Source organism: Flagellimonas sp. ABD4_174, from assembly GCF_056160185.1.
Genome location: NZ_JBSWWP010000002.1, coordinates 72321 through 91283, shown reverse-complemented (window position 1 = coordinate 91283; position 18963 = coordinate 72321). Strand labels below are relative to the sequence as shown.

The following is an 18963-nucleotide window of genomic DNA, read 5'->3' as shown; positions in this document are numbered from 1 at the left end:
TTCCATAAGGGCACACTCCCCTATGTCGTTCTTGGGCAAACGCGTCACAAAATCGACCGGAACTCCATAATTGGCCAGGGAAACCGCTACGTTAGACTCCCCGCCGCCATAGACCACATCAAAGGAGTTTGCTTGTGAAAACCTTAAAAATCCGGGAGGGGCCAAACGAAGCATGATCTCCCCGAACGTTACTACTTTTTTCATTTTTATGTATTACTTATCGTTTAAGGCTTAGCTAAAGGCCAAACCTCCATTAATATCAATATTATTTCCATTTACAAAAGATGACTCGTTCGATGCCAAATAAGCTACCAAATCCGCCACTTCCTCTGCACTACCTTCCCTGCGCAAGGGGGTACTCGCAGCAACTTTGGCCCTTACCTCATCCTTTGTAAAATCATCATGGAACTTGGTTCCGATCAATCCAGGACATATTGCATTTGTTCGTATGCCTTTTGGTCCCAATTCTTTTGCCATTGCTTTGGTAAATGTACTCACGGCTCCTTTGGAGGATGCGTATAGTGTTGATCCTGCGCCACCGCCATCTCGAGCTGCTTGTGAAGAAAGGTTGATTATTGAGGCGCCCTCTTCCATTAAAGGTTCGAAAGCTTGTGTTACGAACACGGTCGACTTGAAGTTAACTCCCATGACCAAATCATAAAAATCCTCATCAAATTCTTCAAGAGATCGTCTTTCGAAAAGACCGCCTGCATTATTGACCAAAATATCTACTTTATCACCAAAGGCCTCCACAGTTTTCTCTTTTAAATGAATAATTTCATTCATTTTGGAAACATCGGCTTTTACCGCAATTGCTTCTTGTCCCAACGATTGGATCTCGACCACTGTTTCGTTGGCTCCTTTTTCGGAACTATGGTAATTTACCACCACTTTAGCTCCTTGTTTGGCCAGTTTAATCGAAATGGCACGACCAATGTCTCTTGATCCTCCTGTTACTACCGCTACTTTACCTTTTAGCATACTTTGTTTTGTTTTTTTTGAATTTTAGATTCCCAATCCTTGACCACCACCTACTTGAATGGTTTCTGCAGTTAAGAAGGCGGCATCTTCACTCACTAAAAATGAAACTACCGATGCAACGTCTTCGGGCTGCCCCAATCGTCCTAAAAGAATATTGTTCTTCCAAGATGCGAACACTTCTGGCTTAGTGGATTTGATTTGTGTGTGAAAAGGGGTGTCAATGGTTCCTGGTGATACTGCGTTTACCCTAATTCCATATTCAGCAAGGTCTTTTGCCAATGCTCTTGTTATGGCGTGTACACCTGCCTTTGATGTTCCATAAATACCAGCTCCTGGACCACCTGCGTTCCAACCTGCGATTGAGGTATAATTTATAATTGTTGGACTATCTCCTTTTTTAAGATAAGGTATAGCGGCTCTTGAAGCGAAAAATGTAGAGTCCAAATTCAAAGCCATAACGAATCTGTAGAATTCTGTGGTCATTTCTTCGAATCTCGACCTTCCTCCAAGACCTCCTGCATTGTTGATCAGCGCATCGATTTTTCCATATTTATCCCCAATTTTTTGGATATTGGTGTTTACGGCTTCCTCATCCGTCACATCAAACCCATAATACTCGGCGGTTATGCCCTCTGCTTCCAGTTCTTTGACCCTATTGGCTCCGGCTTCATCCTCGATACCGTTCAAAATAACCGTAAAACCATCTTTTCCAAGTCTTTTGGCCACTGCGAACCCAATACCTCCGGTTGCGCCGGTAATCAATGCTATTTTCTCTTTAGAATTACTCATTACTAAGTTATTATAGTTATTATGTTTTTAAATTTTCTTATTGAATTTTTGCCTTCAACGGTTCAATTTTTCCACAGAGCACCCATACACTTATCAAGGCAAGAATTGCCAATACTGCTCCAATAATGAAAGCAGGTGTATAATTTCCTCCCTTGGTTAAGATCGGCACCAAATAGGTCAATCCTACAGCAGCCAATTTTGCCGCCATTCCAGAAAAACCGGACAAGGTTCCTACTGTTTTTCCACTAAAGAAATCACTAGGCAGTGTTTGTACATTACCAATGGCAGTTTGGAAACCAAAAAGTATAATTGCCATAATGATAACTGCCATTACCGGTGCACCTGGATTGGCCATGGCCAACAAAGAGGGCAACATGATCAAACATCCTATGGTTATTACCGTTTTTCGTGTTTTGTTTACGGTCCATCCTTTTTTCAGGAAACTTTGCGCCAATAATCCCCCGAACCATGCACCCAACATTGCACCTACATAGGGTACCCATCCGTAAATACCGATAGCTTTTACATCCATTCCATATACTTCAAAAAGGTAAATTGGTATCCAGAAAACAAATAGCCACCAAATTGGGTCAATGGCAGCGGAAGCTACAATTACCCCCCAACTCTGTTTTCGTGACAAAAGTTCTTTGGTATCTGGATTATAGGCTTCTTGATCAACCAAATTCCCCTCTTTGTCCTGTTCTTGATGTTTTTGCCCATCGAGGATATATTTTTTTTCCTCATCGGTTATCCAAGAATGGTACTTTGGAGGTGCCTTAACAATAATCATCCATGGAATTAGCCACAACAATCCTGTTAATCCCACTAAAACAAAGATGGATTGCCAACTGAAATAGATTGTCAAATATGCTATTACCGGAATTGCGATAATTCCACCAACTGCGGCCCCGGAATTAAAAAGCCCTTGCGCAAATGCTCTTTCCTTTGTTGGAAACCATTCCGCATTTCCCTTGGCCGCGCCAGGCCAGTTACCTGCTTCGGCCACACCGAGAATTGAACGAAAAACAGCGAAGCTCAAAAAACCTTTTGAAATTGCATGTAGGGCAGTGGCAATAGACCAAACCCCAATGGACAGGGCAAACCCCAATCGGGTACCTATCCAGTCGAATATTTTACCAAAAATGGCTTGTCCGAATGCATAGCTGAACACAAAAATTATAGAAATCCATGAATAGATTTCCTTGCGTTCATCTCCTGATTTATCGGGATATAGCTCCTCGGCAATTTGCGGCCACAATACTGTAATCGACTGTCTATCAATATAATTTATGACCGTTGCAAGTGCGATCAAAGCAATTACCCACCACCTTAAGCCTTTAATTTTCATTCTTTTGTATTTATTGGTTACGGGAGCGAGGGCACATAGAACCATCTTTGAAAACCTTTTGAAGTTTCCATTTGGTGTACTTTGAGCTTTGGGCGATCAGGATAATAATGCCCCTGTTTGCTATTGAAGTGCATATTTGACACCCAAAGTGTTCTTTGTTCTATTTTAATTCCCTCCCATTGATCGACCAAAGACAAAATCGTGCACTTTTTATCCTTGACGCTACATTATATTCAGTCTGATGTATTGTAACAATATTGATATAAAACCTTGAAATGTATCTTCATTTTTTCTCTTGCTCTCTGCGGATCTTGATCTTTTATTGCTTCAAAAATATCTTCGTGCTCCTTGATCGCCATCTTTGATTGATTTTTATCGCAGACATGGTACTTCTCAAAATTGGTGATGATTTCAGGTGTAATTATCAACATGAACGTATTCATTGTACTGTTCTTACTGGCCTTGGCAATGGCCAAATGAAAAAGCAAATCTTCTTCGACGGCATCTTGACCATTTATGACCTTCTCTTTATAGGCATCCAAGGTCTCCCGCATGTTGATCAAGTCTTTTTCCGTTCTTCTTAGCGACGCCAATTTTACCGTCTTCAATTCCAACAATATTCGGGTTTCCACCAATGATTTAAAGCTTGGTTCTTCCAGCTTTAGGATATCATCTATCATACCCTTCATGGCCACCCTACCTATATCTGCGATAAAGGTTCCACTTTGCGGTCTTGATTTTAAAATGCCATAAAATTCAAGTCTTTGAATAGCTTCTCGAATATTGCTGCGGCTTACACCAAATTTCTCCGAAAGCATTCTCTCCGAAGGGAGCTTATCTCCTGGTTCCAAGTTTTTATACTCGATATAGTCCCTTAAACCTGCAATTATTGCTTGTTGCACATCTGTATTTTCACCTTTGGTGAGCACTTCTAACTTCATGCCTTCGATTTAAAAATTGGTTAACCAGATTGGTTTGTTAAATTTATGAAAAAAAGTCCAATCAGCATAGCTTTTTTATGCATCTCAACAATGTGAAAATTAATGTTTAGAACAAAAGTCCACTGGCCAATCCCATGGCCAGTAAACTTTCTAAAAATAACTAAACCAACTAACTCAATATATGTACTTTACCATGTGGACCATGCCAATTTGTTTTGACTTGCCCCAATGAATCAATACCCCGGATTTTGCGTTATTACACCGTCTGTTGCTAGGATTTCCGATACCGGGATCGGGAAAACATGATAGTTACTATTTACAGTTTGTCCCATTTCCGCATCGACAGTTCCTGTTCTTACCAAATCGAACCAACGTTGTCCCTCAAATGCCAACTCCAATCTTCTTTCATCTAAAATTGCCTGCCTAACCAGAGCTTGGGTATTCAACACGGTATGATCTAATGGATTTAACCCTGCTCTTGTCCTTATGGGGTCCAGCAAATCAAGTACATCTTCGGCCGAACTACCATTTTCATTCAGTGTTTCGGCATACATCAGAATAATATCGGCATATCTAAGCTCTATCCAATCATGCTCTGCCCCTAGACCTCCGTCTTTTGGGAATTTGATCGCGGTCAATCCATCCTCGCTAAGGGTTACCGCCCTGCGTAAATCGGTGCCCCCACCATTGGCATCGCTCTCTTCGAAAGCAGCTACCAAATCTTGGTCTACAGGTAAATCGGACTTTGAGTCGTCCCCAACAAACCAATTCCAAAAATCAGAACCAAAGTTATATTCGTCGGTTATTGAACTTGATATTTGGGTGGAGTATATAATTTCCGAGTTTTCGACCTCATTGGCGGCACCAAAAATTTCGTTGAAGTTTTCCTTTAGACTTATTCCTGCCGATGCAGCTCCGTTTACCACGGCGGCCAAATGTGTTTCGGCACTGGCAAAGTCACCTCTGGTAACATAAACTTTTCCCAAAAGGCCTTGTGCTGCATATTTGGAAGCTCTCCCGTTCGTTATTTCTGAATCTAGAGCTGCAATTGCATCTTGCAAATCGGGTATAATTACGTTATTGTATACTTCATCTGCCGGTTGTCTTACCAAAATGGATGAGTCCGTTATACTTGGATCTGCCTCAAGATTTACGGTAACATCTCCAAATACCTGCACCAACTTAAAGTAAGAGAGGGCCCTAAGGAACTTTGCCTCACCTACCAATGTAGCATCTTCAGAGTTTTCTATTACATTGTTTGCACTCAGTATCGACTTGTACATTGCGGTATAGAACGGTCCAAAAAATTGATCTTCCATGGCCGTAAGTCCGTTATCGTATTCATCAAATTCCGTGTAGGGAGGTTCGAACATAAATGCATTGTCCGATCTAAATTCTCCCATAACTGCCATTGGGGTCACAGATCCCAATTGATAGTAATAGGCTGCATTTAGAACCCCATCATAATTGGTCAATGAGTTTGAGCTTGCAATATTGGGCGGAAATTGATCTAAATCACTATCACATGCTGTTATCAGTAACAACAGCCCCAATAATTTATATATAGATTTCATAGTTCTTTTTTTAGAAATTAACATTTAAACCTAGTGTAAAACTTCTCACAACCGGAGCTGCACCAAATTGGGATCCATACGTAGTAGGCCCTAAATAATCGCTTCCCGATGTCTGCACACCTTCTGGATTGTACGAGGTATAGTCATCTGCCCATAAGTACAATAAATTAGTGGCCGCTGCATAAAGTCTAACAGAATTTAAACCTATTGAACTGATCAAATCTTGATCCAGTGTATACCCAATTGTCAGGTTTCTCAATGCAATGTATGAGGCATCCTGTATCATGGCATCGGTCTGGTATCTGTTTCCTATATAGTATTCTCCATTGTGGTCGGCTATACCATCACTGTTGGCATCAAAACTATCCACCAATCTGCCACTCCACTGCGATTCGTAATAAAGAGGATCTATATTGTACACCTCTGCTCCATGCGATCCTTGAAACTGCATGGACATATCAAAATTCTTATATCGAAAATTGTGAGCCATACCCCAGTAAAAATCTGGCGTATTTTGACCAATTTTGACCAAATCCCCACCATCTTCAACACTTCTTGTGGCATCGATCACACCATCGCCATTTTGATCTACCACATAGGATTCTCCCGTGGTGTTATTTGGGTGCCGTGTCCCGTCTTCCAGATAGATCATTTCTACCTCCCCAGTGGTTTCCAGCCCCCACATTTCTCCTATTTCGCCACCAACATAGTTTCTAAAGACAGGGCCTCTACCACTTACACCATAGATGGCCTGTGGCAATTCTTCGAGTCCGCCCAATTCCTTGATCTCTGTTTCAACTGTGGATAGGTTAGCGTTGAAACTCCAAGAAAAATTATCTTTATTGATAACATTGGCATTCAACTCGAATTCCATACCAGAGCTTCGAACATCACCAGAATTAAGTACGATGGAGGTTGTTCCATATACTTCTGAAACACTTTGATTAATTAAAATATCCTCAATATCGGATGTATAGTAATCTACACCCAATCTTAAGCGATTGTTGAAAAAGCCTAGGTCCACACCATAGTTGGTCTCTGTATTGGTCTGCCAGGTTAAATCTGGGTTTGCGATGTTGGATGGAATTAAATATCCTGTTCCGAATATGGTCGCACTGGGGTCCAATAGGCTCAGAGAGTCGTAAGAGCCCAAAAATGAAGTTGTTCCCAATGAACCTGTACTGAACCTCAATTTTAACTGACTAAGTGTTTCGTTATCCGCCAAAAATGCCTCGTTGTGGACGTTCCAACCCAAGGAAAGAGCCGGAAAGGTTTCGTAACGGTTGTTCGCACCGAAACGCGAATCCCCATCCCTTCTTAAGGACGCAGAAAACAAATACTTATTGTCGTAGGCATATTGTACCCTACCAAATATACTTTCCCGTACTCTCTTCTCATCGCGCTCGGTAACGGTAATATCCGCTGGCTCAAAGAGGTTATAATTTTGTATGTCCGTATCGGGGACATTGGCACCATCCAAGGCCGTACCTACCAATCTTGTCGTTTGAAATTCGATACCGGCCACTGCCGATATATCATGTTTCCCGATTACTTTAGAATAGTTAAGGGTAGTTTCGCTCAATACCGTGGTTACTTTTAGATCGGTCTGGTCCATGTAGGTTTGACTTGTTCTTGCCCTAGAATCGTACCCCAACAATCTATGCTCATAGAACTGGGTATCACGTAGATCGCCCCCCAAAACCGTTTTTATGTTGAGCCCATCCAATATATTGTATTGCAAATACGAACTTACGTTACCAAAGAAGGTTTTTTCCCATCGTTCCGTATTGTCCAATTTTGCTGCTGGGCCAGCATCGCCCGAACCTCCGATACCATTATTGGCCCTTCCATAATGCCAATCTTGCGCCGCCATGCCAGGAACCAAATCGTAAATGCTACTGGCTTCATAGGTAGAACCTCTAAAACCATCATCAAATGGGGACAGCCCCAAAGCCTGTGCTTCTGCATCCAAGGCCTGAACAAACGCAATGGATTCTTCGGTGTGATATACGGGGTGCACCCCATAAGATCTTAATAAATCCCGCATGTCATGGCCCAAGATATCTCTGTGCGAAGTAAACCCGTTAAAGTTTATACCTGTTTTGAACTTTTCGCCCAACTTGGCGTCCACATTTACCCTAGCATTCAATCTTTCGAAGCCTTCCGTAATAATAATACCCTCGGTATTCTGATAACCAATTGAAGCAAAGTAGTTTACATCATCTGTTCCACCGCTCATGCTAAAATCGTGACTCATTATACTGCCACTCTGGAAAAGCCAATCTTCTGGACTTATGGCTCCGGGCGAATTTTCGTAGGCATTGAGCCTAAACTCCACAAAGTCCGGGTCTATTTGAGAAAGGTCCCAATTCCCTGCTGCAATCTGTTCTCTGGAGTATGCAGCCCATTCGGGTCCGGATTTCATTATGTTATCACGGTATTTACTGGAAAAACTGGTGTAGGCATTGTAGCTAAAGCTAGCTTTGCCGGACCTACCTTTTTTAGTGGTCACCAAAATAACCCCATTTGCCCCCCTAGATCCATATATGGCAGCAGATGCGGCATCTTTTAGTACCTCCAAACTCTCAATATCGTTTGGGTTCACCGTAGCAAGGCTTCCAGAAATTGGATAACCGTCAACAACGATCAATGGGTTGGAATCTCCGGATATGGACGATGCCGCCCTAATCTGAATTTTTGGGTCCGCTCCAGGGGATCCATTTTGATTCTGGATCAGTACCCCGGGCAATTTTCCCGCCAAGGCATCGTCTACCCGCGTTGCCTGGATTGCTGCGACGTCATCCCCTCCTACTTTGGCCACTGCACCCGTTAAATGGGATTTTTTACGTGTACCGTATCCCACGATCACTACTTCATCCAAAAGTGCCATATCCTCTTGCAGTACTACATTTAGGGTTTGGCTCTGATTTATAGTAATATTTTGGGTCGCAAAACCTATATAGGAAAATCTAAGGACGTCACCAGGGGACACCTCTATGGTATAATTCCCGTCAAAATCTGTTTGAGTTCCATTGGTGGTACCTACCACCAATACATTGGCACCCGCGATCGGAACGTCGTTGGCATCGAACACTGTACCGGAAACCGTGTAAGCGTCTTGTGCAAACAACTGCAGGTTGAATAAACATACTATTGCAAGCAATAGTTTTAACTTAAATTTCATTTGTTTAGCTAGTTAGAATTATTAGTTTAAAAAAATTCATTCATAGTGTGCGGCTATGATAGTTGTCCAATCCCACCTTTAGGCAAATGAAAAGTCAAAATCAATCGAATTTTAGTAATTTTGAATTCTACATGTACACTAAAAGTGTATTTGTTACATATTACTTCCCTCCTAAGAAGTGATATTCTAAAAGGATAGGCGTGCACCTATCCTTTTTTTTGTTATTCAAATCATATCGTTTTTGTTGTTTTGAATTGGTTTACCAAATTGGTTTACCAAATATATGTGATAAAAATGTTAAATGAAAGTTATTGTAGGAAAAAAGTGTTAAAGTTTTTGTTGATATCCTATTTTAAAGGGTTCAAAAATGTCTTTACCTTATTTTATGCTGCCAATTTTTGACTATTTCTCCATAAAGTCTTCCCTGATTGGACTAAATACATCGATAAGAACACCTGCTTTTTTACAAATAGCTCCGTGACTCACATGGGGCGGAATATAAAAGGCGTCTCCAGCCTTCATTAATTTAGTCTCTTTGCCTATAGTAAGTTCAAATTCACCACTTACCACATAAGTAGTCTGTGAATGATAATGGTCGTGCATGGGCCCGACACCCCCCTCGTCAAACTGTACATTTACGAGCATAATTTTGTCATCGTAAGCCATTATTTTTCTTTTCACCCCCTCACCTACGGTTTCCCATTCCATTTCATCCCCAAAAATGAATTCCTTACTTGATCCAAATGATTTCATCTTACTTCTTGTTTTAATTTAAATTGATTAGAGTAAAAGATCCTTTCCATTTTAATTCTCGACCTTCTATATTGATACTATGATATTTATCTGATGTATTGTTCAATGTTGAAAACACAAAGACAGTAGTACGTCCATCCACAGTTTCAATGCCAACGGCCCAATAGCCATCCTGTTCATATAGTTTATACAACTTTTTAATATTTGACGTGGCATTTACCGCCAATTCCGTGACCGGACTATAGGTTCCGTGCGACTCCAATACGGATGCATACATGGTATTTGATCGATCGTTCTTTCTATGGATTAGAACAGGGTCCCTCCGTAAATTGAATTCTGGATCGCTAGCCCCTACCCTACCCATAATCAAACTATCCTTTGCCGTGGCAAGAGATGTCAAGGTGTAAAATTTGTTGTTGGCCATCCAAGAAAATTTAAGATTATCGTCGGTCAACTGGGCGCTGCCTTCCTTATAGATATGTTGATAACCAAAATCCCCTCCCAAAGGTCGCAACGTATCCTCGGCCTTATATGGAACGTTCAAGGTCATTAACTGGCCCAAGTAATAAAAAGGCAAATCATATTGATGGGCCCTATCCGATTCCACCTGCAATACATCCAACACTATAGGTTTTTGCCAACCCGTATCTTGTATTATGGCCATGGTACGGTGCATTTTGGTGCCGGGATACGCGTTTTTCTCGATAGCGCTCACCACCTGAATTTTAGGGTCTTCTATATTGAACAAATAATGTTCTGAGTGATTTTTACTTCCAACCTCATATTTTGCGCCAAAATGGGAGGTTTGATCCTGTACCAGTGTGTTATGGGCCACAGTCTGTTTGGCCCAAGTTTTATTTTCCTTTAAATAATTGCCTCCACCTTTTTGCTCTATATTTACAAATCGGGCGAGCCCATAGTCTTGTACAACTTCGTCTCCATTCTCATAAAAAGAATAGGACAATTTATCATAATGCCCATGACTCAATCCCTGTGCGGTGTATTTAAAAACAAGTTCCAACTTATCTTTTCTCAACACTGAGATTCCGCCTTCTTCACCATTTGGACCATCACGCAAATCAATACTTTTTTTAACATAGGGCAATTGTTGATTATTCTTGAGTCCCTTTGCCACGGACAATCCAGCATCGTTGAGAACAACTGTTCCCTGTTTTTGTGCTACATCCAATAGTTTTGGGTCTTTATTTCCATAATAATAGGCTACATCGACCGCATTCACCAATGAGGTGTTGTAGTAGGACATTCCTTTTTGTCCGTCGTTAATTGGAAAAAAATCACCATCAAGGTCCGATAGATCCAACAACGCATATACACTTTTAACCAGTACATTGTTGTTGTACTCAAAAATTTTTAATTCTGGTTTTACATTTTGCAAAGCTTGGGCAAAAATCAGGAATGGATACATGGCATACCTTTGATAGTAAGGTCCTTCGGTATAATAGCCATCTGGAGAAAAAGGTTCGTCCAAATTGGCATAAAACCCAGCTTCTTTCCCCTCTTCAATAATGAATCCACCGTCGTTGTCCTTGGTTCCTGTATTTAGCTCAACATCTTTAATTCCATATAAAGCCCGTTCCAACAATGCATCGTCCTCCATGACCAAGGCGATCATTCCCACAGCTACATTGCCCCAGGTGCTATGATTATGGATCCTATTAAAAAATTGTGGATTTTTTATCGATATAAAATCCGCAAAGGGTCTGAACAAATTCTTTTCCAGATGCTTACGTTCTTTCTTGCTCAAATAATCATAAATACAATCGTATGCTTGGCTTGCATATACCAACCAATTGGAATCGTTCAAACATTGCCAGAACAATTTGCCCCTGGCATATGAGCGCTCTTTAGGGTGTATGGGCAAGTTGGGATAGAGGTCTGCATAGGCCTTGAGAATTTCGTGCACATATACGGCATATGTATAGTCATCCAAAAGTTGATACAAAATACCCGCTTTTTGCATGAGTCTATAATTGCGTTTATGGGTCTCGTGGGTATAACCGCCAGAATAATCTTTGGGCACGGGCACATCAATACCTTGTTCTATTGCTGTGTCAACTTCCTCTTTTATGGTGGCAAGTGTCTTATCCAAAATGGGCAGATTGCCCATTTTGGCCCTTATTTCTTTTACACCTTCTTGGGTCAAAATTAGTTTTGGGTGGTCCTGGGCCATCGAACCAACAGAATACGTTGCAACAACCAAGAATATCGTTAAGTGTTTTACGAGCTTCATCTTACTGACCGAACAATAATCCAACATCCTTTCCATCGGTTCCTTTTCCTTTTAATGGGGAACCTGGTTGCAATTCATATCCGTCTTTTACAAACACCGGGGCCATTTCCCACAGATTCTCTGCACGATATTTTTGATCACCGGTAACCGTAAGCTTATCGGATTGGTAAAAGTTATTGTTGAGTACATTTACAATAGGCTCACCGACCACCAAGTGCATATTGACACCCTTGGTCTTATCAAAGATATTGTTCTGGACATCTATGACCTGAACCCCGTAGAGCGACACAGCAGCATCGTATTTATTACGATCATCGAATCCTACGTTGTCCAAAACGTTATGTTCCATTTCCAAGAACGGCCCAAAGGTACTCTCATCCTTTCCTCCCCTATGTAATCTCAATGCCGCTCCACCAATATCAGTGAAGCTATTGTTTTTAAGGATAACGTATTCCGCATTATATATTCCGATATCATCGGTCTCCTTATCTAGGGCGATCACATTGCCGGTAATGGTCTTGAACCTGGAATTTTTGATGCTTATGGTATCTGCGAACGTATTTTTGTACACACGGATGGCATCGTAAGAATGGTTAACGTCCAGGTTTACAAAATCGCAATCGTCTATGAAAAGTTTGTAATTTTTGTTCATGGAATATTTGCTCGTTGTAATAACAGAATTGCCTGTTCTGTCAGGAGCATCTTCCCCATCGAACACTAAATTGGACAATGCCAGACTACCTCCATTGTTTATTTGAAACAATGACTTTTTCTCAAAGAACACCTTGGCCTTCTCCGACCCTTTGGAGGTAATGCTTATGGGCTTGTCCACTTCTATGGTTTTGGTGTTCGGATAGGACGCTCCACCTTCCAAAACCAAAATATCACCTGCATTGGCCCCTTTGACGGCATCAAAAAGAGCGTTAAGGGCGGCAGGCACCTCAATAGTACTACCCGAAGATAAGGCTACATCGGTATCATCTTTGGGATACCAAGAAACACCGGTTTCATTTTTGGACAATATCTTTTCCGGAATATCGGCACCTACTCCTTCTGGCGCGTTCACCGGCACCAACAACCCAGATTGGTTCTCGGCCAAGTCCAGGTCTTGTTTAAAAAATCCATCCTCGTTGATCAGAATTACATTTTTGCTCACAAGATTGTTGTTGAAGGTAATTCCGCTAATATCATCGTAAACCGTAAAAAGATTGTCACGGTTTTCATTGTAAAAAATATTGTTCTCCATAAAAGAATCCACAGGGGGTGCATTTCGTTCTGCATCTGCACCGGCACAAAGTTGGATATGATCACTATTGATAAAGGTGTTGTTGCGAACAATGGCATCTTTAGCTTGATCGTATCTGTTGATAGGAGAGTTATAAATACCGTTCATGATCACAAAAGCGCCACGAAAACGATATCCCGTTAAACCTACCCCATAATTATTGATAACGGTCTGCTTACCGTTGATCACTCGTATACCGCCTGTGCTGGGCTTGTTGTTTCCAATAAAGATATTGCCATCCACAAGGGTATTCTCCCCATGCCTCATGGTCAAAGTTCCAGTACATTCGAAGAATACATTGCTTTTATAAGTATTCATCCCCGACTTATTGGAAATAATCTCATGCTCGCCATTGCACCGATCAAAGTAGTTGGATTCCACTACGGTATTGGAATTTGTTCTTGAATAATGACTTGTTCCAATTCTCAAAGTCTCCCCACCATTGGAACCAAGGTTTTGTCTGGGACCAAAATAATTATGGTCTATTTGGTTATGGTTCTCTTGACTGGCCTCGGAATTTAAACGTACGATCATGGTTACTCCACGATTGCCTTTACCTACCAAATGATTATGGTCCACTCGGTTATTTTTACCATAAATGGCCACCCAAGTGTCGGGCTCGTGCCGTTCTGGATTATTAAAATTATCTATTACACACTCAGTTAACCTACTATTGTTGGCCAAGGTATTTTTATCTTTTTTGAATGAAATAACCTCAGTGGTGGGGGTAAACCCATTTTTAAAAACAAGGCCTTCCACAATTAAATGTTCGCCGGCCATTCGCAGATTGGACTGTCCTTCCAAGGTTACCTTACCTTTTTCTTCAACCGTCAGTTTAATAGGTTTTGCAGCAGTGCCGACTCCTTCGAACAATAGCTCGGCATCTTGCCACACGCCATTTGCCAGGGTCACTACATCTCCAGGCTCAAGATTGGAAACAACGTTGTTGAATTCATCAACGGTCTTGACCAAGTTTTGCTTATTTGTCGATTTTGGCCCACAACCCACTACAACGATTGCGGATAATAATAAAATGGATAGTTTGTTTAGGTGCATGATATAATTGGTTTACCAATTTGGTTTACCAAATATATGTATATTTACGAGGTACGCAAAAATTTTAGCAATAAAATATGGAAACTGTATTACCTAGCACCTAAATATTTGAAATTATGAAAACACAATCAGAATTGATTATACAGCAATTAAAGAAAATTAGTACGGCCAGTATTGCCACCTGTCTTTTTAAAAAGGGATTGCGCAATCAATACATACAAAATGTAACTCCTTTAAAAAAATTGAAATCGAACATGGTGGGAAGAGCATATACATTAAGATATATACCTGCGAGAGAAGATCTAAACCCCATTGAAGTATTTAAAGACCCAAAACATTTACAACGCGTAGCGGTTGAAGAATGCCCAGAGAACCATGTATTGGTAATCGATAGTAGAAAAGACCCCAGAGCTGCATCCGCTGGAGCCATATTGGCCACCCGACTTATGAAAAAAGGTGTCGCGGGAATTGTAACGGATGGGGGGTTCCGGGATTCCGAAGAAATTTCTAATCTACCTATGCCGGCCTACCACCAAAGGGCTAGTGCTCCTACCAACCTAACCTTGCACCAAGCCATTGCCATCAACGAACCTATCGGGTGCGGAGATGTAGCGGTTTTCCCCGGCGATTATATTGTAGGGGATAACGATGGTGTTATGGTTATTCCACAACACTTGGTCGATGACGTTGTAAGCGAATGCCGGAAAATGGAGCTATTTGAAAAATTTGTACTTGAAAAAGTAAACCAAGGAACGCCAATAATTGGTTTGTACCCGTTGACATCAAATGATTTACGTAAAGAATTTGAGGAATGGAAAAAGTAAAACAACCATATGTCAGATAAACAAAAGAAATGAGCATCTTAAAAACATTCTTTGATCTCCCCTTATAATTCCGTTCGATACGCATTTCGCAAGTATCAGGTCACGACCCAAATTTTTAAGGACTCACTATGGCGAGGATTGAAAACTGAGACCTTCCCGGAACCCTCGCGACATTAAAGCAGGAGGTAGATTTAACCAAATTCTAATTACCTAATCATATATGTATTGGACTGTAAATAGAAAAGTTGCATGTTTTTGTTTGTCCAGCGTTAAACACACCAAAGTGTTCCTCCAGTCTCTAGCACTATATTTTAAAATGGAAAAAATTCAGTTCCTAAGCACCTAACAAAACAAAAGCCCCGCAAATTTACATCTGCGGGGCTTTCCGTTGGCCTACAAGGACTCGAACCTTGAACGACTGAACCAAAATCAGCTGTGTTACCAATTACACCATAGGCCAGTACCAAAAAGCTAAACTTGATTCAGCTTTTGAGCGTGCAAATTTAAAACAAACTTTGGTTTCAACAAATATTTTTAAAAGAATCCCTGCTAATTTTCCAATGCATGGGTGTTAAAGGTTTTCCAAAAATGGCTAATCTTCTATTATAGTTTTACTAAATTCGCCACAATTCGGTTAACAACCAACTCTATGTTTGCAAAAGACTTTAAAAAATGGGACACCATCCTCGGATGGGTTTCTTTCGCCATCGCGTTTATAGTTTATGCCCTTACCGTTGAACCCACTGGAAGTTTTTGGGACGCAGGGGAGTATATTTCCACTTCCGCAAAGTTGCAGGTAGGACACCCGCCTGGAGCTCCGCTGCTCCAAATGATAGGTGCTTTTTTTGCCATGTTCGCCTTTGGAGACGTTACCAAGATAGCGCTCATGGTCAATGCAGTTTCCATAGTATCCAGTGCATTTGCCGTATTGTTCACATTTTGGACCATTACCAATTTGGTCGGAAAACTCATTTCCAAAGAAGAGACAATAAACAATAGCAAAGCTATCGCTATTTTGGGAAGTGGACTTGTAGGGGCACTTGCTTTTACTTTCTCGGACAGTTTTTGGTTCAATGCAGTGGAGACCGAAGTATACTCCATGGCCAGTTTAATAATGGCACTTTTGCTTTGGTTGGGCCTAAAATGGACAGATAATTTGGACGATCCACGAGGACATCGTTGGTTAATGCTCATCTGCTTTGTGATCGGCCTAACCTTCGGGATACAGTTTATGGGATTCTTGGCCATTCCCTCCATTGGGCTCTTGTACTATTTCAAAAAATACAAGACCACAACAGTAAAGAATTTTTTATTGGCCAATATCATCGTAGTGGCCATACTTATATTGGTCTATAAATTCTCGCTCACCTATGTTTTAAAACTATTTGGCTGGAGCGAGGTTTTCTTTATCAACGAAATTGGGCTTCCGTTCAACTCCGGATCCATAATCATGGGACTATTGTTTGTTGCCGCCTTCTATTTTGGTTTGAAATATACCCGAAAACATAATTACTACAATGCCAATATTGTTGTCCTCTGCCTAATGTTCCTAATCCTCGGCTTTTCTTCTTGGTTGATGCTTCCTATTAGAGCAAATGCGAAAACCGTAGTAAACGAAAACAACCCTTCGGACGCGCGTGCCCTTTTGGCCTATTATAACAGGGAACAATATCCCGGTGTGGACAGTCCCGTATATGGAGCGTACTATTCCGATACTTTTGCCCCATCTGGAGAAGATCGGGACGATAGCCCCAAATACGAAAAAGACCTCAAGTTGGGCAAATATGTAATTGTTAACCATTACAAAGGTGCTATTCCCGGACCCAATGAGAAACATGTAGGTATTTTGCCCCGAATGTGGAGCGACCAGCATGCCGAAAACTATATGCGCTATTTTGGCGCACTGGATTTCCGCATAAAATCTGAATACATTTCCAACAACGATCTTAGGGAAGCGGTGAACCAATTTAAGACCGCATACTCCCAAGGAGAATTGGATACAGAACAGTACATTCGGTTTTTAAGGGAATTTGGGGAATACATCGAAGTTGAGCCCCCGACCCTGGGCCAAAACTTAAAATATCTTTTTGATTTCCAGTTCAGCTACATGTACATGCGCTACTTTATGTGGAACTTTGTTGGCAAGCAAAACGACATTCAGGGTAGATACGATGAAAATGGCAACTGGCTGAGCGGCATCAATTTTATAGACAATATTAGGTTGGGAAGCCAAGAAAACCTGCCCAGCGATTGGAAAAACAACAAAGGCCGCAACACCTATTTCTTTCTGCCACTACTGCTGGGTATTTTGGGCATTGTATTCCAAATTTCCAAAAACCCAAAGCAATTTTGGGCGCTGTTTATTTTCTTTTTGTTCACAGGACTGGCCATTCAATTCTATACCAACCCATACATTTTCCAACCTCGAGAACGCGATTATTCGCTCGTTGGATCGTTCTATGTTTTCTGTATATGGATCGGTATTGGCGTATACGGCCTCTTCGATGAATTTAAAAAGCTGATTTCCGCCAAAATCGCTGCACCTACCATTACCACATTGTGTCTTTTGGCCGTGCCTTTGTTAATGGGCTACCAAAATTGGGACGATCACGATAGGTCTAACCGATATACTGCGCCATCAACAGCAAAAGCTTACCTCGATTCCTGTCAAGAAGATGCAGGGGCCATATTGTTCACTATTGGCGATAACGACACCTTTCCGCTTTGGTATGCTCAGGAAATCGAAAATTACAGGACCGACGTCCGCATTGTAAACACCAGTCTTTTTGCCACCGATTGGTATATTGATCAAATGAAACGAAAGGCCTATGAAAGCGACCCTATACCATCTCAATTAACCCACGACAAGTACAGTTATGGCACAAGGGATGCGGTGTATTATCAAGGCATAACCGAAAATCGTTGGAATATCAAGGATTTTATGAATTGGATCGGTAGTGATAAGCCCCAGACCAAGTTCCGACATATTTTAACCAACCAAGGGGCCGATTTGAGCCAGTATTCGGAAAGCACTTTGGATATTGTATACTACCCTACCAATAAAATCAGGATACCGGTCAACAAACAAAACGTTCTCGAAAGTGGTCTGGTAAAAGAAAAGGATTCCACCTTGATCGTGGATTACATCGACATTGATCTTCCAACTGGTGCACTTCCTAAAAACAGAATTTTGATGTTGGACTTAATTGCCAACAACGATTGGAAACGACCCATCTACTTCTCGGGAGGCAGTTTTGACAGCGCCGAATATATTTGGATGAAGGATTACTTGCAATTGGATGGTCTGGTGTACAAACTGGTGCCCATAAAAACCCCGAACCGTAATTCATTTGAAATGGGACGTATCGACTCCGAGTTGATGTACGACATCGTAAAGGATTGGGATTGGGGCAATTCTGGTAGCGACGATATTTACCACGACCCACAGACTCGTTCACAAGGATTATCTTTCCGTAGCAATTTGGCCCGTTTAATGGAAACCCTTATTGCAGAAAACAAAATTGATAAAGCCAAGGATGTGATCAATATCGCCATGGAAAATATTCCGGTGGAACACTTCTATTTTTACGCCTTTGTTGAACCTTTTGTGGACGGATATTATAAAGTTGGCGAAACGGAAAAAGCCCGGGAGCTGTTCGGAAAACTCAAAAAAATATATCAGGAACATTTGGAATATTATGCCAATATTCCTCTAGACGAACAATATGATAAAATTGACGACATCCTAACCGATATGCAGGCTTACCGCAGAAATATTGACATCTTAATAGAAAACGGAGATAAAGAACTGGCCGAGTCGGAAACCATTATCTTTAATGAGTACATCGATATGTTCTCCCAATTTGTTGATGAGGAAGAAGATGTTTTGGACGAACCAATAACCTTGGACCCCGATATGGAAGATTCCATTCCGTTGGACACCATAGAAAGGGTGCCCGACTCCACGATAGAATAAG

General features: G+C 41.3%; 12 protein-coding genes and 1 tRNA gene. 2 read left to right on the top strand and 11 right to left on the bottom strand.

Annotated elements, in window-relative coordinates; all coding sequences use genetic code 11:
* The 10 genes from ACXAFK_RS14425 to ACXAFK_RS14380 form a co-directional block, all read right to left on the bottom strand.
* A partial coding sequence (locus ACXAFK_RS14425) for a PfkB family carbohydrate kinase (RefSeq protein WP_474958227.1) occupies positions 1–204 on the bottom strand: 204 nt, incomplete at its 3' end.
* A gap of 27 nt (positions 205–231) precedes the next feature.
* Entirely contained in the window at positions 232–981 is a 750-nt protein-coding gene (locus tag ACXAFK_RS14420; protein ID WP_474958226.1) for an SDR family NAD(P)-dependent oxidoreductase, read from the bottom strand.
* A 24-nt stretch (positions 982–1005) separates the two neighbouring features.
* Positions 1006–1770 carry an SDR family NAD(P)-dependent oxidoreductase gene (locus tag ACXAFK_RS14415; RefSeq protein WP_252078947.1) on the bottom strand — a complete coding sequence of 255 codons (765 nt, stop codon included), beginning with the start codon at positions 1768–1770 and terminating at the stop codon, positions 1006–1008.
* Between the two features lie 37 nt (positions 1771–1807).
* A complete protein-coding gene (locus ACXAFK_RS14410) occupies positions 1808–3118 on the bottom strand; it encodes an MFS transporter (RefSeq protein ID WP_474958225.1) in 1311 nt (436 codons plus the stop codon).
* A 233-nt stretch (positions 3119–3351) separates the two neighbouring features.
* Positions 3352–4059: a FadR/GntR family transcriptional regulator gene (locus tag ACXAFK_RS14405; protein ID WP_474958224.1), complete on the bottom strand. Its 708-nt coding sequence runs from the start codon at positions 4057–4059 to the stop codon at positions 3352–3354.
* Between the two features lie 233 nt (positions 4060–4292).
* Positions 4293–5633, bottom strand: a complete 1341-nt coding sequence (locus tag ACXAFK_RS14400) for a RagB/SusD family nutrient uptake outer membrane protein (RefSeq protein WP_474958223.1) — start codon at positions 5631–5633, stop codon at positions 4293–4295.
* A gap of 10 nt (positions 5634–5643) precedes the next feature.
* Complete coding sequence (locus ACXAFK_RS14395; protein ID WP_474958222.1) at positions 5644–8817, bottom strand: SusC/RagA family TonB-linked outer membrane protein; 3174 nt, start codon at positions 8815–8817, stop codon at positions 5644–5646.
* 402 nt (positions 8818–9219) lie between these two features.
* Positions 9220–9570, bottom strand: coding sequence for a cupin domain-containing protein (locus ACXAFK_RS14390; RefSeq protein ID WP_252078942.1), 351 nt, complete (start codon positions 9568–9570; stop codon positions 9220–9222).
* 13 nt (positions 9571–9583) lie between these two features.
* Positions 9584–11761, bottom strand: coding sequence for an alginate lyase family protein (locus ACXAFK_RS14385; RefSeq protein WP_474958221.1), 2178 nt, complete (start codon positions 11759–11761; stop codon positions 9584–9586).
* Positions 11762–11822: 61 nt separating this feature from the next.
* The gene (locus ACXAFK_RS14380; RefSeq protein ID WP_474958220.1) at positions 11823–14162 is read right to left on the bottom strand and encodes a polysaccharide lyase 6 family protein; all 2340 of its coding nucleotides are present in this window, start codon (positions 14160–14162) and stop codon (positions 11823–11825) included.
* Positions 14163–14278: 116 nt separating this feature from the next.
* Here ACXAFK_RS14380 and ACXAFK_RS14375 point away from each other — a divergent pair, with 116 nt between their 5' ends.
* The gene (locus tag ACXAFK_RS14375) at positions 14279–14986 is read left to right on the top strand and encodes a ribonuclease activity regulator RraA (RefSeq protein WP_474958219.1); all 708 of its coding nucleotides are present in this window, start codon (positions 14279–14281) and stop codon (positions 14984–14986) included.
* Between the two features lie 388 nt (positions 14987–15374).
* On the opposite strand, the gene ACXAFK_RS14370 is transcribed toward ACXAFK_RS14375, so the two are convergent.
* A tRNA-Gln gene (locus ACXAFK_RS14370) sits at positions 15375–15446 on the bottom strand.
* 189 nt (positions 15447–15635) lie between these two features.
* Between ACXAFK_RS14370 and ACXAFK_RS14365 the strand changes: the two genes are divergently transcribed.
* Complete coding sequence (locus ACXAFK_RS14365) at positions 15636–18962, top strand: glycosyltransferase family 117 protein (protein WP_474958218.1); 3327 nt, start codon at positions 15636–15638, stop codon at positions 18960–18962.
* The last annotated feature ends 1 nt before the right edge of the window (position 18963 follow it).